This is a genomic window from Bacillus sp. FSL K6-2841 (assembly GCF_037976435.1).
Classification (GTDB): Bacteria; Bacillota; Bacilli; order Bacillales; family Bacillaceae; genus Bacillus; species Bacillus pumilus.
Map to the genome: position 1 here is coordinate 200,231 of NZ_CP150266.1, position 23,019 is coordinate 223,249.

The 23,019-nt window shown below is 40.1% G+C and carries 24 protein-coding genes; 11 read left to right on the plus strand and 13 right to left on the minus strand.

All coding sequences use genetic code 11. The features are described from left to right. Nucleotides 1-144: 144 nt before the first annotated feature. The 10 genes from MHH68_RS01155 to MHH68_RS01200 all read left to right on the plus strand — a co-directional run bounded on the left by MHH68_RS01155 (nucleotide 145) and on the right by MHH68_RS01200 (nucleotide 7,660). The gene (locus MHH68_RS01155; RefSeq protein WP_003217079.1) at nucleotides 145-516 is read left to right on the plus strand and encodes a GntR family transcriptional regulator; all 372 of its coding nucleotides are present in this window, start codon (nucleotides 145-147) and stop codon (nucleotides 514-516) included. Nucleotides 517-521: 5 nt separating this feature from the next. Next, nucleotides 522-1,397: an ABC transporter ATP-binding protein gene (locus MHH68_RS01160; protein WP_339164751.1), complete on the plus strand. Its 876-nt coding sequence runs from the start codon at nucleotides 522-524 to the stop codon at nucleotides 1,395-1,397. Continuing rightward, nucleotides 1,381-1,986 carry an ABC-2 transporter permease gene (locus MHH68_RS01165; RefSeq protein ID WP_058015162.1) on the plus strand — a complete coding sequence of 202 codons (606 nt, stop codon included), beginning with the start codon at nucleotides 1,381-1,383 and terminating at the stop codon, nucleotides 1,984-1,986. The genes MHH68_RS01160 and MHH68_RS01165 overlap by 17 nt, the downstream gene beginning before the upstream one ends. Nucleotides 1,987-2,170: 184 nt before the next feature. Continuing rightward, on the plus strand, nucleotides 2,171-2,386 hold the full coding sequence (locus tag MHH68_RS01170; RefSeq protein WP_169057510.1) for a helix-turn-helix transcriptional regulator: 216 nt from the start codon (nucleotides 2,171-2,173) through the stop codon (nucleotides 2,384-2,386). Beyond that, nucleotides 2,383-2,682, plus strand: coding sequence for a hypothetical protein (locus MHH68_RS01175; RefSeq protein ID WP_169057509.1), 300 nt, complete (start codon nucleotides 2,383-2,385; stop codon nucleotides 2,680-2,682). Before MHH68_RS01170 ends, MHH68_RS01175 begins: the two co-directional genes overlap by 4 nt. A 55-nt stretch (nucleotides 2,683-2,737) precedes the next feature. Continuing rightward, the gene (locus MHH68_RS01180; RefSeq protein ID WP_339164755.1) at nucleotides 2,738-3,685 is read left to right on the plus strand and encodes an alpha/beta hydrolase; all 948 of its coding nucleotides are present in this window, start codon (nucleotides 2,738-2,740) and stop codon (nucleotides 3,683-3,685) included. A gap of 185 nt (nucleotides 3,686-3,870) precedes the next feature. After that, complete coding sequence (locus tag MHH68_RS01185) at nucleotides 3,871-4,533, plus strand: TetR/AcrR family transcriptional regulator (protein ID WP_339164756.1); 663 nt, start codon at nucleotides 3,871-3,873, stop codon at nucleotides 4,531-4,533. A 50-nt stretch (nucleotides 4,534-4,583) separates the two neighbouring features. Next, nucleotides 4,584-5,267, plus strand: a complete 684-nt coding sequence (locus tag MHH68_RS01190; RefSeq protein ID WP_339164758.1) for a bacitracin ABC transporter permease — start codon at nucleotides 4,584-4,586, stop codon at nucleotides 5,265-5,267. A 24-nt stretch (nucleotides 5,268-5,291) separates the two neighbouring features. Further along, nucleotides 5,292-6,050, plus strand: coding sequence for a DUF4097 family beta strand repeat-containing protein (locus tag MHH68_RS01195; protein WP_323641540.1), 759 nt, complete (start codon nucleotides 5,292-5,294; stop codon nucleotides 6,048-6,050). A gap of 221 nt (nucleotides 6,051-6,271) precedes the next feature. Then, nucleotides 6,272-7,660 carry an amino acid permease gene (locus tag MHH68_RS01200; protein ID WP_169057505.1) on the plus strand — a complete coding sequence of 463 codons (1,389 nt, stop codon included), beginning with the start codon at nucleotides 6,272-6,274 and terminating at the stop codon, nucleotides 7,658-7,660. 185 nt (nucleotides 7,661-7,845) lie between these two features. Here MHH68_RS01200 and MHH68_RS01205 read toward each other — a convergent pair whose 3' ends face one another. The 3 genes from MHH68_RS01205 to MHH68_RS01215 all read right to left on the minus strand — a co-directional run bounded on the left by MHH68_RS01205 (nucleotide 7,846) and on the right by MHH68_RS01215 (nucleotide 10,727). Then, nucleotides 7,846-8,142 (minus strand): hypothetical protein, encoded by a 297-nt coding sequence (locus tag MHH68_RS01205; RefSeq protein WP_339164761.1) that lies wholly within the window; start codon nucleotides 8,140-8,142, stop codon nucleotides 7,846-7,848. Nucleotides 8,143-8,255: 113 nt separating this feature from the next. Further along, complete coding sequence (locus MHH68_RS01210) at nucleotides 8,256-9,746, minus strand: TRAP transporter fused permease subunit (RefSeq protein WP_339164763.1); 1,491 nt, start codon at nucleotides 9,744-9,746, stop codon at nucleotides 8,256-8,258. Nucleotides 9,747-9,770: 24 nt separating this feature from the next. After that, entirely contained in the window at nucleotides 9,771-10,727 is a 957-nt protein-coding gene (locus MHH68_RS01215; RefSeq protein WP_169057503.1) for a TAXI family TRAP transporter solute-binding subunit, read from the minus strand. A gap of 241 nt (nucleotides 10,728-10,968) precedes the next feature. On the opposite strand from MHH68_RS01215, the gene MHH68_RS01220 reads away from it, so the two are divergent. Continuing rightward, nucleotides 10,969-11,733: an IclR family transcriptional regulator gene (locus MHH68_RS01220; protein ID WP_169057502.1), complete on the plus strand. Its 765-nt coding sequence runs from the start codon at nucleotides 10,969-10,971 to the stop codon at nucleotides 11,731-11,733. Nucleotides 11,734-11,778: 45 nt separating this feature from the next. On the opposite strand, the gene MHH68_RS01225 is transcribed toward MHH68_RS01220, so the two are convergent. The 10 genes from MHH68_RS01225 to MHH68_RS01270 all read right to left on the minus strand — a co-directional run bounded on the left by MHH68_RS01225 (nucleotide 11,779) and on the right by MHH68_RS01270 (nucleotide 23,014). Further along, entirely contained in the window at nucleotides 11,779-12,630 is an 852-nt protein-coding gene (locus tag MHH68_RS01225; RefSeq protein WP_169057501.1) for a 3-hydroxyacyl-CoA dehydrogenase NAD-binding domain-containing protein, read from the minus strand. A gap of 11 nt (nucleotides 12,631-12,641) precedes the next feature. Beyond that, nucleotides 12,642-13,835, minus strand: a complete 1,194-nt coding sequence (locus MHH68_RS01230) for a thiolase family protein (RefSeq protein ID WP_169057500.1) — start codon at nucleotides 13,833-13,835, stop codon at nucleotides 12,642-12,644. A 1-nt stretch (nucleotide 13,836) separates the two neighbouring features. Continuing rightward, nucleotides 13,837-14,637, minus strand: a complete 801-nt coding sequence (locus MHH68_RS01235; RefSeq protein WP_169057499.1) for an enoyl-CoA hydratase/isomerase family protein — start codon at nucleotides 14,635-14,637, stop codon at nucleotides 13,837-13,839. A 28-nt stretch (nucleotides 14,638-14,665) separates the two neighbouring features. Beyond that, the gene (locus MHH68_RS01240) at nucleotides 14,666-15,430 is read right to left on the minus strand and encodes an enoyl-CoA hydratase-related protein (protein WP_169057498.1); all 765 of its coding nucleotides are present in this window, start codon (nucleotides 15,428-15,430) and stop codon (nucleotides 14,666-14,668) included. A gap of 21 nt (nucleotides 15,431-15,451) precedes the next feature. Beyond that, on the minus strand, nucleotides 15,452-16,234 hold the full coding sequence (locus MHH68_RS01245) for an enoyl-CoA hydratase-related protein (protein ID WP_169057497.1): 783 nt from the start codon (nucleotides 16,232-16,234) through the stop codon (nucleotides 15,452-15,454). A gap of 15 nt (nucleotides 16,235-16,249) precedes the next feature. Beyond that, nucleotides 16,250-17,464 (minus strand): CoA transferase, encoded by a 1,215-nt coding sequence (locus MHH68_RS01250; RefSeq protein ID WP_169057496.1) that lies wholly within the window; start codon nucleotides 17,462-17,464, stop codon nucleotides 16,250-16,252. A 210-nt stretch (nucleotides 17,465-17,674) separates the two neighbouring features. Beyond that, nucleotides 17,675-18,556 carry a glycerophosphodiester phosphodiesterase gene (locus tag MHH68_RS01255; protein WP_323641545.1) on the minus strand — a complete coding sequence of 294 codons (882 nt, stop codon included), beginning with the start codon at nucleotides 18,554-18,556 and terminating at the stop codon, nucleotides 17,675-17,677. Between the two features lie 92 nt (nucleotides 18,557-18,648). Further along, nucleotides 18,649-19,983 carry a glycerol-3-phosphate transporter gene (gene glpT / locus MHH68_RS01260; protein WP_061406579.1) on the minus strand — a complete coding sequence of 445 codons (1,335 nt, stop codon included), beginning with the start codon at nucleotides 19,981-19,983 and terminating at the stop codon, nucleotides 18,649-18,651. Between the two features lie 224 nt (nucleotides 19,984-20,207). Then, nucleotides 20,208-20,978 (minus strand): SurA N-terminal domain-containing protein, encoded by a 771-nt coding sequence (locus MHH68_RS01265; RefSeq protein WP_061406581.1) that lies wholly within the window; start codon nucleotides 20,976-20,978, stop codon nucleotides 20,208-20,210. A gap of 152 nt (nucleotides 20,979-21,130) precedes the next feature. Continuing rightward, nucleotides 21,131-23,014 (minus strand): thioredoxin domain-containing protein, encoded by a 1,884-nt coding sequence (locus tag MHH68_RS01270; RefSeq protein WP_339164771.1) that lies wholly within the window; start codon nucleotides 23,012-23,014, stop codon nucleotides 21,131-21,133. Nucleotides 23,015-23,019 lie beyond the last annotated feature (5 nt).

A 23,019-nucleotide genomic window follows, 5' to 3' on the forward strand; every position in this document is an offset into this window, starting at 1 on the left:
CATAGCTGAAGAGCTGTGCGGTTTTTTTAGTTGAATTGCAATCAAAAAATGGTTGATTATTCTCCTAGTGTGTATATAATGTATATATAGTGTATATACAATATTTCGTTCCAAACACCAGTACAGAAAAAAAGAGGTTTTTATATGCAAATTACGATTTCAAACCACTCTAAGGAGCCCATCTATGAGCAAATTACGAATCAAATTAAATCGATGATTTTAACGGGTGAGCTGGCGGAGGGCGCGGCGCTGCCGTCTATTCGAAAGCTGGCGAAGGATTTACAAATCAGCGTCATCACAACAAAGCGAGCATATGAAGAGTTAGAGAAGGCAGGATTTATTTATTCGATTGTCGGTAAGGGATCATTTGTTGCCGAGCAAAACCTAGAGGTCATGAGAGAGAAAAAATTGAAGGTGATTGAGGAACAGCTTGGAGCGGTTGTTACAAACGGCAAGGAATTAGGCTTATCTTTTGATGAATTGCAGCAGTTATTAAAGTTCTTGTATGAGGAGTGAGATGAGTGGAGCATGTGATTGAATTCAAAGGAGTATCAAAACGGTTCAAAGACTTTTCTGTGCAGAATCTTGATTTACAGGTCAAAAAGGGCTTTGTTACTGGGTTTATTGGAGAAAATGGCGCCGGTAAGTCGACGACGATTAAAATGATCATGAATTTATTAAAACCAGATTCGGGTGAGGTTAAAATTTTTGGATTAGATTATCGCACCCATGAAAAAGAGATTAAGGAACGAATCGGCTTTGTTTACGATGCTAACGTTTTTTTCCCAGGATTGAATTTAAAAGACATCAAACGAATTGTGGCACCTGCCTATAAACGCTGGGATGATCAGCTTTTTTATCAATATATTGAACAGTTTGGTCTGCCGCTGAATAAAGCGATCAAAACATTTTCAAAAGGGATGCAGATGAAGGCGTCACTTGCGATTGCGCTGTCGCATCATGCCGAGCTGATTATCATGGATGAACCAACTGCTGGTTTGGATCCGGTTTTTAGAAGAGAGCTGCTCAGCACGTTACAAGAATTGATGATTGATGGAAATCGGACGATCTTTTTCTCGACGCATGTGACGACTGATTTAGATCGCATCGCGGATTATATTGCGTTTATACAAAATGGAAGATTGGTCTTTCAACAGTCGATTCATGAAGTGGCTGAAAGTTATGCGCTGGTGAAGGGGAGCCTGGAGTTATTGGATCGAGATACAGAAAAGGCGTTTATCCATATTCAGCGTACGGCAGCCGGATTTGAAGCATTAACAGATCGGATTGATGAGGTGAAACTTATTTTTGGGGATGCTGTTGTGATTGAACCGGCGTCGCTTGAGGATATCATGTTTTATTTGAAAGGCGGGGTTGCGCATGTTTCATTTAATTAAGCGTGATGTGATTTTGCAAAAGAAGCAGTTACTTATTTTTATTCCGTTTATCTTATTTTTCATTTTCATGGATGTCCATCCAGTATTAACGTTTCTAGTTGCTAGTGTCTTCATTCCATTTAACACATATGCTTATGATGAGAAGGCAGAAACGAATATTCTCTTAAATTCTTTGCCGTATACACGGAATGAAATTATTGCATCCCGTTATCTTGGTGCCGTTTTTTATATGGTCATTGCGATCGGGCTGACAAGTGCTGCTTTCTTTAGTTTTGGGAAGCTGTTTTCAATAACGGATATTGCCCTTGGCAGCGGGTTGTTTTTATTGTTTGCGGCGTGTACCTTTCCATTATTTTATATCTTAAAGCCTGGTTATATCACAACGGTAGTGCTCATTGGCTTTATCCTATTATCTGCTATGGGACCGCCTGTTGTTCTATATTTAGCAGAGCAATTCAGTGGGATCACTGATTTTATCATGAATTTATCGATCCCGATTGTATATACGGGGTCAACTGTGCTGATTATGCTCATCTACTTGCTGTCTTGGGGACTTTCTACTGCGATTTACCAGAGGAAAGTGTTTTAAATCAGATGATCACATCATTTATAGAGAATCATTCATTTTGAGGTAGGCCTTTCAAAATGGATGATTCTTTTTTGTATCCGGTGAAATTGACATACAGAAGAAAAGAGGTTATTGTTAATTAACATAATGTTAATTATTTTTAACATATTGTTAAATAAATCATCCTTTAAGAAAGGAATTTGAAATGGAGATTAAAAATAGAATTAAGGTATTACGGGCAGAAAGAGACTGGACACAAAAGGATTTGGCAGAGAAGTTAGGTGTGACTCGTCAAACTGTGGCAGCGATTGAAAATGGTAAATATTCTTTGTCTTTAAAATTAGCCTTTCAAATTGCTAGGACATTTGAAGTTGATTTGTATGACGTATTTCAAGAGGTTAACAAGGAGGAACAACAATGATAACGACGATCATACTTTATTCTCTGATTACCCTTTCTGTTTTAAGCACGGCCTTTCAATTTAAGAAAAACCGTGAATATAAACATGATGAACGAGGTCAATTTATTTTAGCGAAAGCAGGAAGTTTTTCTATTGTAGGTGTTGCTTTAGCTTATCTATTAGTTGTTATCATTCAATCTTTGGTCCATCAATTTTCATCTCCAACAGAGTGGTTTTATATAGCGATTACGTTTATGTATGTATCAAGTGTTTGCGCAAATACAATTGGCATCATCTATTGTGAAAGAAAATATTAATTTTTTTCGATGGATGTAAGCTAGAGTTCTTCGTCATGAAGGGAAGAGAAAACCAATGAAAAAAATATTGAGAATTATGTTGATCTCCATAGGCACCATTATCACGGTCATGGTTGTTTTTCTAGCTACTGTTTATTTTGTAAACCTCATTAGTAATGAACGGGAGAAAGGGAAAATAGAAGCTTATGGGCAAAAGGTCTTGGTGGATGGGAAGCAAATGAATGTGCTCATTCAAGGCGATGGGAAAGAAACGATTGTCCTTCTCCCAGGTTATGGAACTGCTTCACCAGTGCTAGATTTCAAGCCTCTAGTAGATGAATTATCACCTTATTATAGAGTCGTAGTGATTGAACCATTTGGATATGGTTTGAGTGACGATACAGATAAAGTACGGACAAGTCAAAACATTGTAGATGAAATTCATGAATGTTTGCAGAAGCTCAACATTAAAAAGTATACGATGATGGGTCATTCGATCTCTGGCATTTATGGATTAGAATATGTGAATCAATATGAAAATGAAGTCCAAGCATTTGTTGGAATTGATAGTAGTTTTCCTAAGCAGGAGGATGCAGATGAATTGCCAGTCTCCAGCTTACAGCTACTTCATCAATCCGGCTTTTACAGATTGATAGTGAAAATGAATCCAGATCAACTGGTGATGCCTAAAGTAGATGATCACACAAAAGCTCAGATTAAAATGCTGACTTTCCGAAATTTCTTGGATGAAAGCCAAGCTAGTGAGGCAGATAACTTTAGAACCAATTTTAAAAACGCTCAACGTCTACATTTCCCTAGGAAGCTCCCTGTTGTTTTCTATCTAGCAGATCAAACGGAGAAAGAAACACCAAACTGGAAACCAATGCATGAACAGCTTCTGAAAAATGTAGATCACGGAAAAGTAGTTACTTTCAAAGGCGGCCATTATTTGCATCATACGAAATCAAAGGAAATCGCAGCTGATTTTAGAGAATTTCTATCTAACATCGAGAGTCACCGTTAGTCATATACCTTCCCCGCATCATCTAGTTACCCAAGTTTATTGAACAATATTTTCATTTTCTCGTGTTAAAAAAAGAGACTGTGTGAGCGGTCTTTTTTTTATATACAGAACCTATATTGACAGTTTATCATGAAGTAGATTAAAATACATACCAACGGTCGGTATGTAAAAAGGAGGCGTTTTATTTGGCTAGAAATAAATATCCAGAAAAGACAATCAAGCAAATTTTAGATGTGTCGACGAAGCTGTTTCAGGAAAAAGGATTTGAAAAGACGAGTTTGCAGGATATCATCCAAGAATTGAACATGTCTAAAGGGGCTATTTATCATCATTTCAAATCGAAGGAAGAAATATTACGTGCCGTGATGGAGAGGCAATTTCGTCATGCGACTGAGAAGCTTGAAGATCTGATTAAGCATACAGAGGCAGCGCATGCGAAAGAGAAGCTGCAGCGTATTTTAGAGCAGCTAGTGGCAGATCCAACATCTCATTCGATTGATGGGATCTTGGTTGACCAGATCAAAAATCCGCAATTTGTGGTTGAGGGAATGAAGGCAGGCGTCAATCAGGATGCGCTTAAAATCAAACATCTTATTCTTGAAGGAATTGATGATGGTTCGATAAAGACTACATTTCCTGGGGAGGTGGCAGAAGTGTTTATGCTACTCGTCAATATATGGCTGAACCCTACGCTATTTGCTCGTGATGAGCAGGAAACTAGTCAGCGTTTACTGTTTTTACAACAGATGATGAAAGGTCTCGGAGTGGATGTGGTGAGTGATCTATTTATTCAAAAGGTCACAGCGCATTATGCTGGGATTGGTGGATATGATCAGCCTGGAACCTAAATGGTCAGATAAGAGACAAAAGGAAAATTCATTTCATAGGAGGATGCCTTATGCTTCACTTCGTAAAACTCGAGCTAAGAAAAAGCCATATGAAACATTATATTCAAGCTAGTATAATTGTCAGTATTGTACTGCTGGTGTTTATTTATTTTGTTGCGTTTGTTGCACAGGTTGAACAGGAAATCAGTTTTCAGCAATATCGGAATATCTATTTGTTGACCAGTATAGTATGGATGATCTTTTTTTCGATCGTCACAGCCATGATGTATTGTCGAGAAATAGTGGCTGCATTGAAAGAACAAGAACCTCATTCATCTAGTATGAGATCATCCCTCCTTTCGAGAATGGTTTGGATGCTCTGCTTCTCTACAATTGTCATGCTGTGTAGTATCATTCCTTCATTTGTTGTGTTTAGTGTCACTGAAACGTTCTTCCCCATTGTTCAGGATGCGCTGACAGCTGATGTGATGTTCACTGTGATCAAAACGTACCTAGTGTTTACTTGTTGTATCAATGGTATTGGCATGATTGCGATGAGAGTGGGGGTAATGAAAAGGTCTATTTTCATGACCATTCTGACTGCGATTGTTCTATGTGCTGTTTTAGGAAACGTATTAATCGCTGTTTATGGAAATGATCAAATGAATGTCATTTTGTCAGGAGTCATGATGATAGCTGTCCTTATAGTGATCTTGGAATTATGGGGCCGCATGACCCGGCTTCAAGCGAGATAAGCGAGTACACAAGGAGGGAGACATATGGAGCATACGATTCTAATTGAAGAGAAGGTCGTAGAATTATCGCTGGATTGGCTGCTCGGAGAGGTGTTTATTCAACACCATGATCATCCTTATCTCATCATTCGTCAAACGGCCAATCAAGTGTTTCCAAAACGTTATTTGATGCATCATCAAGTAAGAGATGGACGATTGTTCATTAAAGATAGACGGAAAAAAATACTCAGCTTAGGGCTTCAGCTTTATAAAACCAATGTCACTATTTTTCTCCCTAAACGACGATTACAGTCCATTTCCATTCGTTGTAAAGGAGCAAATCTTCAGGCAGAGAGATTGAAGGTGGAACATGTCTCTTGTCATTTAACGTCTGGAAAAACGATGCTATCAGGTGACATCAAGCATCTCCATTTAGAGACTGTAGGTGGGCTTATTTCTAGTCGGCAGCTTACCGTACAAAGATTATTACTGCACGCCACATCGTCAAAAATTGAGTTGGCGGGTGCCTTTTCGGACGTTGATCTGCATGTAACAGGTAGAAGGATGCAGATTCATTCTACAAACATGCTAAATTCACTTAAATCTACTTCAACTGGAGCAAATATCAAATTGGTGATACCGGAAAATGATGGATTTACTTGTTATGTAAAGAAAAGATCCGGCGCTTTCCGGAATGACTTTTCTTGTCATCGAGAGAAGGAAAAAATGGTGCATAAAAATGGACTGCGTTCCTTTGAAGTTGATATAAGGGGCGGTCAGTTCCTATTAAGTGATCAGCTTTAAAGTGACTTACATCCTTTGATTCAATATATCAATATAAAACAATTTGAGTATCTTCTTATGTCGGAATATTTTGATAATAGTGTTTCTCTCAAAAAAACAATTGTTTTTTAAGGGTAGATTTATTATGATAATATACATCGAAAGATTGATGTTTCTCAATCAGAATGAATATTCTGATTTTCATTTTTTTTTATGTTGTTTGTTGATGAGGGGGAAGAAAAGTGGCTCAAAAGGAATTAAAAAGAGGGTTAAGTGCCCGCCATATTCAAATGATCGCACTCGGCGGCACGATTGGTGTTGGCTTATTTATGGGGTCAGCCAAGGCCATTCAATGGACAGGTCCATCGGTTCTTCTCGCGTACGCAGTATGTGGTATCTTTATCTTTTTTATTATGCGTGCGATGGGAGAAATGTTATACGTTGAACCAAGTACAGGTTCATTTGCTACATTTGGTCATCAATATATTCATCCGCTTGCGGGTTATATGACAGCTTGGAGTAACTGGTTCCAGTGGGTCATTGTCGGGATGTCGGAAATTATTGCCGTAGGCGCTTATATGAAATATTGGTTCCCAGACCTGCCAGCGTGGATTCCAGGATTAATTGCGATGATTATTTTGGGAGCTGCCAATTTGATTTCGGTTAAATCGTTCGGTGAGTTCGAATTTTGGTTTGCAATGATCAAGATTGTGACGATTATTTTAATGATTATTGCAGGTCTAGGCATTATTTTCTTTGGATTTGGAAATGGCGGGACGCCTATTGGCTTGTCTAATCTGTGGGCGCACGGCGGGTTCTTTACAGGTGGATTTACCGGATTCTTGTTTGCATTGTCGCTCGTCATTGCTGCCTATCAGGGTGTAGAGCTGATTGGGATTACAGCAGGTGAAGCGCAAAATCCAGAAAAGACGCTGACCAATGCCATCAAAAGTATCATCTGGCGTATTTTGATTTTCTATATCGGTGCGATCTTTGTCATTGTGACAGTGTATCCTTGGGATCAGTTGAATACCCTTGGCAGTCCATTTGTGGCGACGTTTGCGAAAATTGGGATTACAGCCGCCGCTGGTATTATTAACTTTGTTGTCATTACAGCAGCGATGTCAGGCTGTAATAGTGGGATTTTCAGTGCGGGACGTATGCTTTATACATTAGGTGTGAATGGGCAGGCGCCTGCTTTCTTCACCAAAATTTCGAAGAATGGTGTGCCGTATTTTGGGACATTCGCTGTGCTGATTGGTTTAGCAATAGGAGTTGTCCTCAATTATGTTGCGCCACCAAACATTTTCGTCTATGTGTATAGTGCGAGTGTACTTCCTGGTATGGTGCCATGGTTTGTGATTTTGATTAGTCATATCGGCTTTAGAAAGGCGAAGGGAGCTGCGCTTGATCAGCATCCATTCAAGATGCCACTAGCTCCGTTTTCTAATTATCTGACAATCGGCTTCTTACTGATGGTGCTTGTATTTATGCTCATTAATCAGGATACGCGTATTTCTCTGATTGTGGCAATTGGGTTCTTAATTGTAGTAACGCTTAGCTTCTATGTTTTTGGGATCGGGAAACGGAAGCCGATCCAAGATGCTTCAGTTGATACAAATTCAAAGTAACTAACAATCTTATCACTTAGCGGAATGCCCCAAAAGTTAGAGAAAACTAACGATTGGGGTATTTTTTGTACGATTGAATTTTCACAATGGGCACACCGAGAAAGATAGAACATTTTATTTTTACATAAAAAAGCTGCTTAGCTTTTAAGAGATTGCTAAAACAGCTTCATTAAGATACTTATATCTTATTGATTCATTTCGTACGTATCTTGCGGTTTTTCATTGAATTGGGTTCGAATCAAGATAGATGTTAATAGAACGGCGATGATCCCAATGCCTATTAGATCTGTTAACAAACCTGTATGAACTAAAAGGGATGCTCCTCCAAAGCTGAGGATTCTCTCATAAAAGAACAAGTCTCTTTTGAGCCAGCCGGTTAAAGCAGCAGCGAAAAAAATGACACCGATACAAGCGCCTGTTACAGCCAGTGCTATTTCTACTGCACTACCCTGTCCTAATAGTTCCGGCCCGAACACAAACATGTAAGGAATAATAAATGAAACTAAACCTACTCGTGCAGACGTAAAAGAAGTTCTTAAAGGATCACTTCCAGCAATTCCTGCAGCTGTATACGATGCAAGTGCGACAGGCGGTATTATTGGAGCGAGACTTGCAAATAATAGATAAACATGTGTGCTAGTAGAGGATCAATACCTAAATCAATTAAAGCCGGTGCAGTGAGAACACCTACAATGATATAAGCAGCTGTAGAAGGTAAACCCATCCCCATAATGACACAAGCGATCATCGTTAAGAAGAGAGTGAGTAAAATGCTGTTCTGACCGAGGTTCATTAGCAGAGATGTTAATGTTACGGCAGTACCAGTTAAGTTAATCACCCCTACAACAATTCCTGCAATAGCACATGCCATTGAGATGAGCAGCATACCTTTTGCACCTTGCTCTAAAGCCTCAAGGAAAAATTTCCAGTCGATCTTTCTAAAATAGATGACGATATAAGAGAGAACTAAGGCAACAATGGACCAAAAAGCGGCAAACATCGGTGATGCATTTAAGACAACTAATAGATAAACGAGCGTTCCTAAGCCGATATATAAATGAAAACCCTTCCAAAAAACTTCTTTGAAAACAGGCAGCTCTTTTCTCTCTATTCCTTTCATTTTAGCTCTGCCCGCATCAAAATCGACAAAAAGGAAGACTGATAAAAAGTATAGTATGCCAGGGATAAGTGCAGCAAGAATGATCTCTCCATATGAAATCCCTGTAAGTTCGGCCATAATAAAAGCGCCTGCGCCCATCACGGGAGGCATAATACTTCCTCCAGCAGAAGCAACTGCCTCAATAGAAGCGGCCATACGAGGCTTGAATCCTACTTTCTTCATTAAGGGGATGGTGAACTGTCCAGTTGAGGAGACATTAGCCACGGCACTTCCAGAAACCGTGGCCATCAATGCACTCGATATGACGGATACTTTGGCGGGACCGCCCTTAAATCGACCGCCAATGATAAAAGCTAAGTCTATAAAGACTTTCCCTGCCCCGGTTGTATTAAGAAAGGCTCCAAAAATAATAAAGAGAGCGATGAATGTGGCAGCGATTCCTAACGATGTTCCCCATAACCCTTCAGTGGATAAATACATTAAAGAAATGATTCTCTCTAGTGAGATATCTGATGTCTTTAAAATTGAAGGGAAGTAATGTCCAAAGTAAGCATAGAGTAAGAACAGTAAACCTATTAGCGGTAAAATAAAGCCAGTCACTCTTCTTGCTGCTTCTAGTATAACGATGATTAAAGTGATGCCAAAAAACATGTCATATGCATTGGGCGCTCCTACTCTTAAAAGTAGCTGATCATACGTATAAAAAATATAGATTCCAGAGCTGATACTGATAATAATACAAAGGGTATCAAGCCAACGTAATTTTTTGTTAGCTAATGGCTTGATTAGGAATACTAGCAGTAGAACAACGGTTAAATGAACATTACGTTGAATCATGGCTGTTAGAACACCGAATCCCCCTGTGAATAAATGAAACAGCGATAGCATGATTGAGATCATTAGAATAACTCTTATAGTAATACGTCTAGCATTTTCTGGCTGATCTTTCGATTGAACATTCTCCATAAAGACTCCTCCATTTCTCTTCTATTAATCGATTATATTTGCTTCTTGAAAATATTTTTTTGCTCCTGGGTGAAGCTCAATTAATGTTTTTGCCGCAGTCTCTTTATTTAGCTGTCGTAGTGTTGAGACAGTACCTTGTAGATTATCTAAGTGATCAAAAACAGTTTTGGTCAATTGGTACACATCATCTTCAGGGACATCTTTATTAACAAATAAGCTGACATCGACTGATATGGTTTGAATGTTGTTATCTACACCTTTATAAGTTTTAGCTGGAATTTCAAAAGGATAAAGAGAGGGATAGGCGCTGTAAATCGTATTCACTTCATCATTTGTAAGCGGTATCATTTTTATATCTCGAATATTTGCTAGATCCATAATCCCTGGGGTTGGTAATCCAGTCCAAACAAAGATAGCATCAAGCTGACCGTCTTTTAATCCATCTACACTTTCTGAAATCGAAAGGAATTGTGGTTTAAAGTCTTTATCGTAATAAAGGTCTAGAGCATTTAGTACTTGCTTTGTCCGCACTTCATTCCCACTTCCAGGTGTGCCTACAGCAATTTTCTTCCCTTTTAAGTCATCTATTGATTGGATATCTGAGGATTCTAAAGCGACGATGCCAAGTGGCTGCGAATAGATCGTAAAAACACTTCTTAAAGAATCTTTTTGTGGATTCCCTTTAAACATTCCTTTTCCTTCATAGGCTTCTAAAGCAACATCTCCGCCAAATAAAGAGAAGTCTGCTTCTTTTTTATCCATGAGACGTATATTTTCTATTGCTCCGCCTGAAACTTGATTTGTGAGATTGATTGGGACATCGCTTTCATTCATTGTTTGCGAAAAAGCAGCACCGATTGAATAGAGTACACCGGAAGTGCCACCAGTTGGAAACGTGTAATTTGACCCTTGCTGATTCTGACACGAAAATAAAAGTGTCACTACACTGATAAAACTAATCAACATCATCATTTTTCTCATGTTTTTCCCCCCTCAACATAGGTTATATGGTAAAACGCTTTCATTTCTCTGTTTATATCGATATTCGGTTTTTTGATCCGATATTTGTAATATAACATCAAAAAATAATCAAAACAATAAAATCTTAAAATTCTGTTTATTTATGAATCATTCATTTTAAATCATGCTGAATGATCATCATAATGATTATGAAGATGTTACAATGGAATTGGATTACTATTGTTTAAGGAGATGTCTATCTATGACGGCCAATAAATCATTATCACAAACCCTACAAAGGGGACTCATGATATTAGATTTGTATACTAAAAGTGAATCTGAATATAGTGTTAAAGAAATTTCTGACATATTGAAATTCTCGCCAACTATCGGTTTTAGATTGGTGAATACACTTGTTGGAATGGGATACTTAACAAGAAACGTTTCAAATGGAAAGTATCGATTGGGTATGTCCTCCTATAGGTTGGGTATATTTGCCAATCCGAATCCGAAGTTGGTTGAAAAATCACACCCATTTTTAGAGAAAATTTCTTCCGAGACGAATGAAACCGTCAGTATAAATGTACTTGATCCTGTAAAAATGGAAGGAGTTTGTATTGCCTCAGTAGAGAGCAAAGACAATATCAAATTTTCTTCACCGGTAGGGCTTAGTAGACCGTTATATAAGGGTGCATCAAGGAAGACCATCTTGGCATACCTGACTCCTTCACAGCAAGAATTAGTGATAGATGAAGCGGAAAAACAAGGATTTCAACAGATTGAGAAATTGAAAAAAGACTTACAGCTAATTAAGAAAAATGGCTATTGCTGCTCCGAAGGGGAAGTTACAGCAGGTGCCTTAAATGTATCATCTCCTATTTTGACCAAAGAAGGTTTGATTTTGGCTAGTATTGCTATTCATTGTCCTTCCTATCGAAAAAAAGAAGATACGGTAAAAAATTTCACAATGCTTGTAAAAGAAGCTGCTCAAGATATATCTTCTCTAATGAATAATTATGATGAGTAGTATGATCTTTCCATAGAGCATAAACGCTTTATGGAAAGATCACGTTTATTTTTGTAGATAGTGAAAGAAACCTTCACCTGATTTTACACCCAACTTTCCTGCCTTTACATATTTAGTGAGTAATGGACTAGGTCTATATTTTTCTCCCAAAGTTTGATACAAATATTCCATATTTCGAAGTCTAGAATCTAAGCCCACTAGGTCAGCCAGAGCTAGTGGCCCCATCGGGTGGTTTAGGCCTAATTTACAGGCTTTATCAATATCCTCGGCAGATGCAACGCCTTCCATTAACATATTCATTGCTTCGTTCCCAATTAAGCAGTTCATTCGGCTTGTAACGAATCCTGGAAATTCATTTACTTCGACATATTCTTTCTTTAATTGTGTCGTCACTTCTTTTACAAAGTTTACTGTTTCGTCTGAGGTATCTAGTCCTCGTATAATTTCAACAAGTTTCATTTTGTGTACAGGATTAAAAAAATGCATTGCTACAACTTTCTCTGGTCGAGAGGTGATTGCGCCAATTTCAGTAGGGCTCATTGTAGACGTATTGGTAGCGAGAATTGTCTCAGGCTTCGTCAGTTGATCAAGTTCTTTGAATACATCTAATTTGACAGCCATGTTTTCAACCACCGCTTCAATCACTAAGTCAGCGGAGCGAACAGATTCTTCAAGACTATCTGAATAGGAAATCCTTTGTAGGGTCGGATGAATATCCTTTGTTTTAATAAAATTCCTCTCTGCGCTTTTTTCTAATTCTAGTTGAATAGAAGATTTTGCTTTTGATAGAGAAGATGCTTCGATATCGTATAATAGGACGGTAAATCCATTGGACGCAGCTGAATAAGCAATTCCTCTTCCCATCGTACCAGCCCCAATAATAGAGATTTGAGTCATTTTATACACTCCTATACTTGTAGATTTTCAAATATCGTTGTGATTCCTTGCCCGCCAGCTGTACAAAGTGTGACAATCCCATACTTCGTTCCTTGTCGCTCCATTTCATGGATTAGCTTTGTCGCAAGAATGGCTCCTGTAGCTCCTATTGGGTGACCTAATGCAATTGCTCCACCGTTCACATTAATTTTGTTTATATCTAATGCTAATTCTCTAATGACAGCTATCGACTGCGCGGCGAAAGCTTCATTGAGTTCAATAAGACCTATATCACTGATAGAAAGGCCGCATTGAGCTAATGCTTTCTTAGTCGAGTACACAGGCCCAATCCCCATATATTCAGGTGAAACCCCTACAGAAGCTTGTGCAATAATGCGAGATTTAGGTGTTAGATCATATTTTTGAGCAATCGACTCACTCGTTATTAATAAAACAGAAGCGGCATCATTACGACCACTTGCATTACCGGCGGTAACAGTACCATCTTTTTTGAACACTGGTTTTAGATGAGATAGTTGTTCAAGAGAGGTGTTTCTAGGGTGCTCATCCTTCTGAAATAGAGTGGTATTCTTTTTTGAGATGACTTCATATGGGATGAGCTGGCTGTCAAAACGTCCATCATTTATGGCTTTATTCGCTAACTCTTGACTTCGTAAAGAAAATTCATCTTGTTCGGATCTCTCAATCTGATATTGTTCTGCCAAGTTTTCAGCAGTTTCCCCCATTGTTAAGTATCCGTATTCTTCAATAGGCTGAGAGTAGGGCTGACTTTCTGTGTTAGGATCTAAAAGCACCCCGTTTCCTGAACGATAGCCAAACCGAGCGTGTCTCAAGTAATAAGGAGCTGTACTCATGCTTTCAGCGCCCCCAGCTACAATGACCTCGTCCAGACCATGTTGTATTTGTAAGTCAGCACTGTTAATGGCCTGCAAGCCAGAACCGCATTGTCGATGAATGGTATAGCCAGAGGTCTCAATTGGAAATTTTGCTCGAAGTAATGAGAGCCTAGCCAGGTTTGATGAATCTGCACTTTGCTTTGCTTGGCCTAGGATCACCTCGTCTACTAATTCTTTTGGAAGTGAAGTTCTTTCAAATAATCCAGTCATGACTTTGGCTGCAAGCTCATCTACTAAAGCGTCCTTTAAACCACCGCCTAATTTCCCAATAGGTGTTCTGACTGCATCGATAATGACACTTTTATTCATATTAAACCTCACTCTCATTCTGCGGATTGACATCTCGATCATAAGCAGGTGTTCTTTTTTCTAAAAAGGCTTTGATTCCCTCGGTTTTATCTTCCGTAGAAAAGGCTATTGATTGTGCAAGTTTTTCTAACATAAACGCAGTATCTATATCTGAATCATAGCCTCGATGAACGATCATCTTCGCTAATTTTAGAGCGAGAGGACCTTTTGATAAGAGAGTTTGGATCATGTCTTCTTTTGCTTTATTTAATTGAGAGAGAGGACATGATTGAGCAACTAAACCAATGGCTTTTGCTTCTGTTCCAGTGATTAATTTTCCGAGAAGAATCATTTCAAGAGCTCGACTTTTCCCGATCATTCTGCTTAGCCGCTGAGTTCCCCCAGCTCCCGGAATAACGGCTAAATTCAATTCAGGCAGTCCAATTTTTGCATGGTCAACGGCTATTCTAAGATCACACGCTAGTGCAAGTTCACACCCTCCGCCTAAAGCATGACCATTTATAACAGCTAAAGTCACTTTATCTGAGGCTTCAATTTTTTTATAAACCCCTTGCATTCCTGGTTTTAAACAATCTAACGCTTTTCTATCATTCAACTCGTTGATATCTGCGCCGGAGACAAATGCTTTCTCTCCTGAGCCGGTAATTACGATGATTCTGATTTTCTCTTGTGCATTAAGCATATCTAAGGCTTGTTCGAGCTCCTGAAGCGTTGCATAATTTAGTGCATTTCTTACTTCTGGACGATGAATTGTTATCGTTCCTACCTGTTCTTGAACATCAACAAGTATATGTTTAAACATCCAATCAACCTCCTTTCAAAATAGTTGTCTATTTACCTTTCCAAATCGGCTGGCGTTTTTCTAAAAAGGCTTGTGTTCCTTCTAATCTATCTTCGCTTTCATATACATTAGGTCCAATATCCATTTGTAGTGCATGGAAGAGGGGAACGTCCATTGATTTCCATATCGTTTCTTTTATACGCTGCACAGATAAAGGCGCACAAAGACAAATTTCCTCAGCTAAATCCTCAGCTCTTTTCATCAGGTCTTCGATAGTTGGTAAGACTTCATCTATCAGTTGTAGATTATAAGCTTCATCTGATTTTATTAGGGCCCCTGTAAAAAGGAGTTTTGCCGCAGTACTTGGTGAAATAAGCTTAGGTAAGATCGTTGCTCCAAAAGTAGCCCCCATTCCTCTTTTTGCTTCAGGTAAACCTAGTTTGACACTTGAAACAGCTAGTCGAATATCACTTGCCAATGTAATCTCAAAGCCTGCTCCTACAGCGGCGCCATTAATCGCTGATATGACAGGCTTATACGTTTCGATGATGGCATTAAATAACCGGCCTCTAAGTGGCTTCTTTTTAAATGCCTCAGGATTTGATTTTGCTTCACTTAAATCTCTGCCACTGCAAAAAGCTCTTTCTCCAACACCTGTTATGATTAAAACCCTGGCGTCTTTATCGTTTTTATACTCTTCTAAAAATTCCAAAAATAGATCAGACATTTTTGAATCGATGGCATTCATCTTGTCTGGTTTATTGATGTATAGGTAAGCAATCTGCCCCTTTTTTTCATAGTGAACAACGTCCATAAATAAACACTCTCCTTTAAACTAATTGCCCTGAAAAACGGCTTTTCTTTTCTCTTTAAATGCCTGTACGCCCTCCTTGTGATCCGAGGTTTCTTTGATAACAGCATAATGAGATGAAATGAGGTCTAAAGCTGCCTCTAATTCCAATGACTCCGCATATTGAACAGCGCGTTTGGTCATTCGAATGGCGATTTGTGGACCAGAAGCGATGTGCTCTGCTAATTCTTTTGTTTTCTCTTCGAATTGGTCTTGTGAATAAACATGATTCACGAGGCCAATTGCTAGTGCTTCATCAGATGAAATAAAGTTCCCCGTCCATAAAAGTTCTAAAGCTTTCGCTTTACCGACAATTCTCGGTAAAAAATAAGCACCGCCATCTCCAGGAACAAGGCCAACCTTGACATACCCTTCACTGACTTTCGAGTCTTGAATCATCACACGCATATCACACATTAACGCCATGTCCAGTCCTGCACCTACAGCGGGGCCATTAATCGCTGCGATAACAGGTTTATCAATATGTTTAAGGGTCAATGGGATACGATGGATATTTTCCCATAACTTATTTTTATTATCTAAAGGAGTTTGGTCTTGTTTCATCCCGCCAACATCCCCACCTGAACAAAAAGCATTGCCTGCTCCAGTGACTACAATGACATGGACATCGTCATTATCTTTTGCCTCTTCAAGCGCACAAACCCATTCGCTAATCATTTCTGCATTAAATGCGTTCTTTTTATCAGGCCGATTCAGGGTGATGGTTAATACATGGTTTTTTATATTTGTTAAGATGGTTGAAGTCATAATGCCCTCCTTTGGTTACTTATTTTGTAACTCGTGATTTTTTGTACGAATAATACCTTCATGGTTGAAAATTTCTAATTGTTCATCCGAGTAGCCTAATAAGTCTTTTAAAACCTCTTCTGTGTGCTCGCCGATAATAGGCGCTGGTAAAACTTTTTCTAAAGGTGAATCGGATAGTCTAATCGGGGAACCTGGTACCTTAATGTTTCCTTCAACAGCATGAGAAACTTCTCTTATCATTTCGCGCTCTATTAGATGCGGATCGTTTGCTACCTCATCAATTGTCTGTACAGGGGAATGAGGTATGTTCGCTTCAATAAAGAGCTCCGCAATCTCATTTTTATTACGTTTCGTTGTCCAGCTACTGACGATGTCATCGACGATAAGTGTGTGTGCAGATCGATCAATATTTGTCTCGAATCGTTTGTCATCTAAAAGATCTTCTCTATCTATAACGGTTAAAAGTGATCTCCATTGTCTGTCAGCGACACATAGAATAGCGATATAGCCATCTTTCGTTTCATACACATTATAGGGAGCTGTCGCCATCCCACTATGCTGATTGCCTGTTCTTTCGGAAAATTTCTCCCCTTGGCTGTAATATGCACCTAAAGCAGAAGCGAGTGTCGGATAGACTGAATCATGCATGGAGACTTCCACTAACTGACCTTTTCCGGTTATTGTTCTTTGATAAAGTGCGGTCGTTATCCCCCCAAATAGATGAATTCCCCCTAAGAAATCGCAAATGGCTGGTCCTGCCTTAACAGGAGGTTTATCAGCAAAGCCAGTTGTCGCCATAACTCCTGCCATTGCCTGCACCGTTAAATCCATCGCCGGTCTTTTTGCATAAGGACCACTAAGCCCATAACCTTTTCCAGAAGCATAGATAAGACGAGGGTTTACTTCCTTTAAAACATCATAACCAAGTCCTAATCGATCCATGGCGCCGAGTGAAAAGTTCTCAACTAATACATCAGATTTCTGCACTAAATCTAGGAAAATTTCTTTACCTTGATCGGTTTTTAAATCGATTGATACGCCGTATTTATTTGAATTCAACATAAGTAATTCATGGCAGTCCCCTTTTCGCCTAACCCTTAAGTTCTCTCCCTTTAAAGGCTCTACTTTAATTACTTTTGCTCCTTGAAATGCTAACATTAGCGAGCAGTAGGGGCCGTTATAAATTTGACCAAGGTCTAAAACAGTAATACCTTCTAACGCCTTGTTCATATGAACTCCTCCTTAAAACGCTTTCATTTTAATACGATAAACGGATCGTTATTTCAATTATCGTATAAATTCAATTTATCATAGGTTGCTTGATCATGCAATAAGAAGAAAGAGGCATGTATGAAGACAAAGGTGATATGCATAAAAAATAACAAAGCAGTCTATTAGTTTTGTTACTAATAGACTGCTTTGTTAACAAATAAGATGAGACTATAGTGAAGCTTTTACACGGTTAAAGACATCTGGAAAGTTGGTGAACAGACCGGTGACGCCGTATTGCATTAAACGGGTCATGTCGGCTTCGCTGTTGACCGTATAGGGGTGGAGGAGGAGTCCGTGGCTTCTGACCTGTTGTACGTTTTCAAGTGTCAATGCTCTGAAATTCGGTCCGACACCCACTGCATAAGATTTAATGAAATCGAGCTGATCATCTGTGATGGACGTCATTTGGGTTCTGTCTAAAAGCTGTACTTTTGGAAGGCGCGGAGCTAATTTCTGTAGCTTTAGCAGGCTGTCTTGGCTAAAGGATTGAATGATGACCTGCCCTTTTCTTGTGTGTTTCCCGAGAAGATGATGTTTTTTTAGGGTCGCCAATAGCTTTTCTTCCATTTGCGGATAGATGTCTGGTTTTTTTGTTTCAATATAATAATTTTTTCGTTTGCCAAAATAGCGCAGTACTTCATCTAATGTGAGGACTCGCTGTCCGATATAGTTGACATTTTGTCTGTCGGGATTGGCTTCATTAAACCATGTACCAGCGTCAAGCTGTTTGATTTCAGCAAGTGTGAGGTCTTTGACCCAGCCTGTTCCGTTTGTGGTTCGGTCAACGGTTTCATCATGCATCACGATGAGATGACCATCCTTTGTCATTTGAAGATCGAGTTCGAGGTAATCGGCATTCATTTTTGTGGCGAGTTTGTAAGAAGCCAGGGTATGCTCTGGTGCATACCCTGATGCTCCGCGATGTGCAACGGTTAGAATACGATCTGGAGATAAAAGGTTTTCATGTGCCGATACGGTGGCCGGCACCCATGCAATAGACAGTAAAGCAAAAGAGAGCAACACGAAAGCAAGTAATCTACTTTTCTTCATATTTTATCCTCCTTTTACGGTAACTGCCTTCATCATAAGAAATAGATGTAAAGGGCATGTTGGGCGGATATGAATCTTTTATGTGATTTTCATTAAGCTTGCTCTACGCGCTTCCCTGTATTCCAAGTCATCGCTAGGAAGACAATCGCGAGCACACAAGAACTAACCAATAAAATAAAGCCTCCTGTCCAGTCGTAATGGTCTACGACGACGCCCATCATCGCATTGGCGAAGGCAGAGCCGCCAATATAACCGAAAAATCCTGTGAGTCCGGCCGCAGTGCCAGCCGCTTTTTTAGGAGCAAGGTCAATGGCTTGAAGTCCAATGAGCATGACAGGTCCGTAAATTAAAAAGCCGATGCTGATGAGGGCGATGTTATCGACCATTGGATTGCCAGCAGGGTTTAACCAGTAAACAAGCACCGCAATTAACACACCAGCCATAAAGAGGACGCCTGCTGGTGCGCGGCGGCTTCTAAAGAATCGGTCACTAATCCACCCGCACAATAATGTGCCGGGAATGCCTGCATATTCATAAAGAAAATATGACCAGCGTGAATGCTCTGGTGAAAAGCCCTTTGCTTCTGTTAAGTAGGTCGGCGCCCAGTCCACGACACCGTAACGAACGAAGTACACAAAGACGTTGGCGATGGCGATATACCAAAGGAATTTATTGTTGAGTACATACTTAAATAAAATCTCTTTCACTGTTAATTCTTTTTCTTGATCTTCGTACTGCTGTGCCGGATAGTCATTGCGATATTCCTCAATTGGCGGAAGACCAGCGGATTGCGGGGTATCCCGGACGAGAAGAATGATCACGAAGGAGACGATAATGGCAATGATGGCAGGGAAGAAAAAGATACTTTTCCACGTCGCAAACAGCACGATCCCTAAGGTGATGAGCGGTGCCAGAATTCCCCCGCCGATATTGTGAGCGACGTTCCAAATGGACATTTTCGTTCCACGTTCACTAACCGAAAACCAATGCGCCATCGTCCGTCCGCATGGCGGCCACCCCATGCCTTGGAACCAGCCGTTTAAAAACATGAATAAGAACATGATCCATACACTTGACGTCACCCATGGAAATGAGACAAATAGGATATTGATAAGGGCTGATAGAAAGAGTCCGGTGGCTAAAAAATATCTTGGGTTACAGCGGTCTGAGATCATCCCCATGATGAATTTACTAAAGCCATAGGCGATAGACACAGCTGCGAGTACAAAGCCTAATTCACTTTTCGTGAACCCTTCTTCTTGTAGATAAGGAATAGCAAAAGCGAAATTTTTCCGCAGCAAATAGTAGCCCGCATACCCGATAAAGATCCCTAAAAAGACTTGAAGCCGCAGCCGCTTATACGTCTCATCTGTTTTGGCATCATCGAGCCTGTCGATATGCGGAGCGGGTTTAAACCATTTGAACATAAAGATCCTCCTCTTGTCGTTGTCCGACTGACTGAATCAAAAGTACGAGATCGGCGTTTGATCTTGTACTTTTTAAGAGACAAAAGAATTGATAACGCTTTCTTTTGTACTCCCATCATATCGGATGGAAGAGACGTTTATGATGAGGCTTTTGTCATTATTTTGGAAAAACAGTTCATCAAGTAACGAAAAAAATCCGCACAATGGCGGATTTTCCTTAGCTGTTACAGAGACACATTAATTTTCGCAGATTTCTTAAGCTTTTCAATTTCTTTTTGAACTTCTTTCTGCTTTTCTTGGGATTCTAGCTGCTTTTTAATTTGTGATTTAACTTCTTTGTACTCTGGTGCTTTTTGCTTTTGTTTTTTCATTTCATCTGCGTATTGATCATAGTACGCTTTAACATCCTTTTCAGAGACGGACGCTGATTTGATTTCTTTGTCGACATACTGGCTGTATTTGATGCTGTCAGCAATGTCACTTTTCAGCTGATCCATGGTGAGTCCGCTTTTCTTAAGGGCTTCTTCAAACTGAGCGTTGTCTTTGAATTGTTTCTTTTCTTCTTTTAGCTGTTTATCTACCTGTTTGTCAGAGGCTTTAATGCCCTTCTTCTCAGCATCTTGCAGGATGAGTTCTTGACCTACGAGCGCATCAATGGTTTGTTTCTTGACTGCTTTTGCGCCTTCTTTAGATGTTGGGTCTTGCCCAGATTGCTGAAGCTGTCCTTGAATGGTTGATAGAGCGCTATTATATTCATTACCTGTGATTTTGTCTTGGTTGACGGTCGCAACGACCTTTTGATCATCGATTTTTTGTGCGTCTAATTTCTTTTGCATCTCTTCCATTTGCTTTTGCTGTTCTTTTTGGTCAGCCTGTGTTGTTTCCTTGTTTTTGGCTGAATCGTTTTGCTTATCTTGTTTGGCATCGTTTGACGAGCAGGCTGCAAGCCCAACAGATAACAAACATGCGATGAGTGTGTATGATACCTTTTTCATCATTTTCTCTCCCTTCGGTATGAGAACATCTAGTGCGCATTCTAACCGTTTTTTAGGAAAAATAAAACCGTACAGACAATTTGTTAGCGGATTGACATGTTTTTTATCTGTTTGTCCTCATTTTGTCTTCTCATAGTCATCTCATGACAAACTCAATCGTGGAATAATTGTTCCATCGCTTCGTCGAGATTGGTGATTGGCTGGCGGCAGCTGTAGTTTTCACAAATATACACGGTGGTTTTGCCATCCATTGTTTTGTAATCTTTTGTAAAGGGCGCGAGCTTCGCTAATTCTTCCCCTGTTTCGGCAGTCAATATGATATCAAATGGCATGAAGCGTTTTTGAAGCGCCTGTAAAAGCTGTTCTTTTTGAGGATCGCCGTTTTTTCCGAGAATGATGATTTCTCTTTTCGTTGCATATTGAGCAAGGAGTCCTTGCAGAAACGCTGTGTGCCCGCTTGGATAGGAAGAGATATCGACATAAAAGGCTTTGAACATTAACTCTAATGTGTCCAGCCAATCCTGACGTCCGGTCAATCTGCTTAGCATGAGAAGGTGCTTGAGTGCGGTGCTGTTGCCAGAAGGCATGGCGCCGTCGTACACTTCTTTTTCTCGAACGATGAGCGCTTCCGCATCTGAACCTGAGAAGAAAAAGCCCCCTTTTTCCTTGTCCCAAAACAGCTCAAACATGTTCTCGGCAATGGCTGTCGCCTTTTCCAGCCATGCTAATTCAAAGGTCGCTTCGTATAATGACATATACGCTTTTAGCATATGCGCATAATCCTCGATAAAGCCAAGATGCTTTACGTCACCTTCTCTATATCGGACCATGAGCCGCTCATGTTGGACGAGGTGTGTTTCTAGAAAAGACATCGCCTGTTTCGCCATACCGATCGCTTCCTCTGCATCAAATACTCTTCCAGCTTTGGCGAGAGATGAGATCATGAGCGCATTCCAGGATGTGAGCACCTTGTCATCGATAAGCGGTGCAGGTCGCTGCTGTCTGACAGATTGTAAAATGTGCCGAGCTTCTTGCAGCTTAGACTGAAGCGTATGGTCATCAATTGAAAAAGAGGCTTTGATGTCATCAAAAGAGGTGGAAATGGTATGAGGGATGTTCGCCCCTTCAAAGTTCCCCTCATCTGTGATGTGATAGACAGCGCAGAATAATGCGCCGAGATCCTCGCCTAAATGAGTCATGATCTCATCTTTTGACCAGACGTAATATTGCCCTTCTTTCCCCTCAGAATCTGCATCTATCGCCGAATAAAAGGAGCCATCCGGATTCATCATATCTCGCTTGATAAAGTGAATCAGGCGGTGGACAAGCTTTTCATATGCAGGTTGTTGAGTGAGCTGATACGCTTCTGTGTAAGCCTCCATCAGCAAGGCGTTATCATACAGCATCTTTTCAAAATGCGGTACAAGCCATTTTTCGTCTGTTGAATAACGAGAAAAACCTGAACCCACATGGTCGTATATACCGCCATTTGCCATTCCATCTAACGTTTTCGTGACTGCATATAAAGCATTCTCCTGCCCAGTCCATTCATAATAGCGCATCAAGAATGAAAGCATATGAGGTGCAGGAAATTTTGGCGCGGAACCGAATCCGCCGTGCAGCGTATCAAAGCTGCTCATGAGCTGATAATAGGCTTTATGGATCGCCTCTTGGGTGAGCGTATTTTCCGTCTGCCCTGCTGCTTTAATCCGCAAGTTATTTGTCGCTTTCTCAGCCAATGATTCAATATGATCCCGGTCGTTGTGATACGCATCCAGCAGTTGTGTCAGTGCCTCGATAAAGCCAGGACGTCCGTAAGCACTCCTTTTTGGAAAATACGTCCCCGCATAAAAAGGCTTTTGATCAGGCGTGACAAACACGTTGAGCGGCCAGCCGCCTTGTCCCGTCATCATCTGACAAACAGACATATACATAGAGTCGATGTCTGGACGCTCCTCACGATCGACTTTAATGGAAATGAAATGCTCATTTAAGATGTCAGCAACTTGTTGATCTTCGAAGCTTTCGTGTGCCATGACGT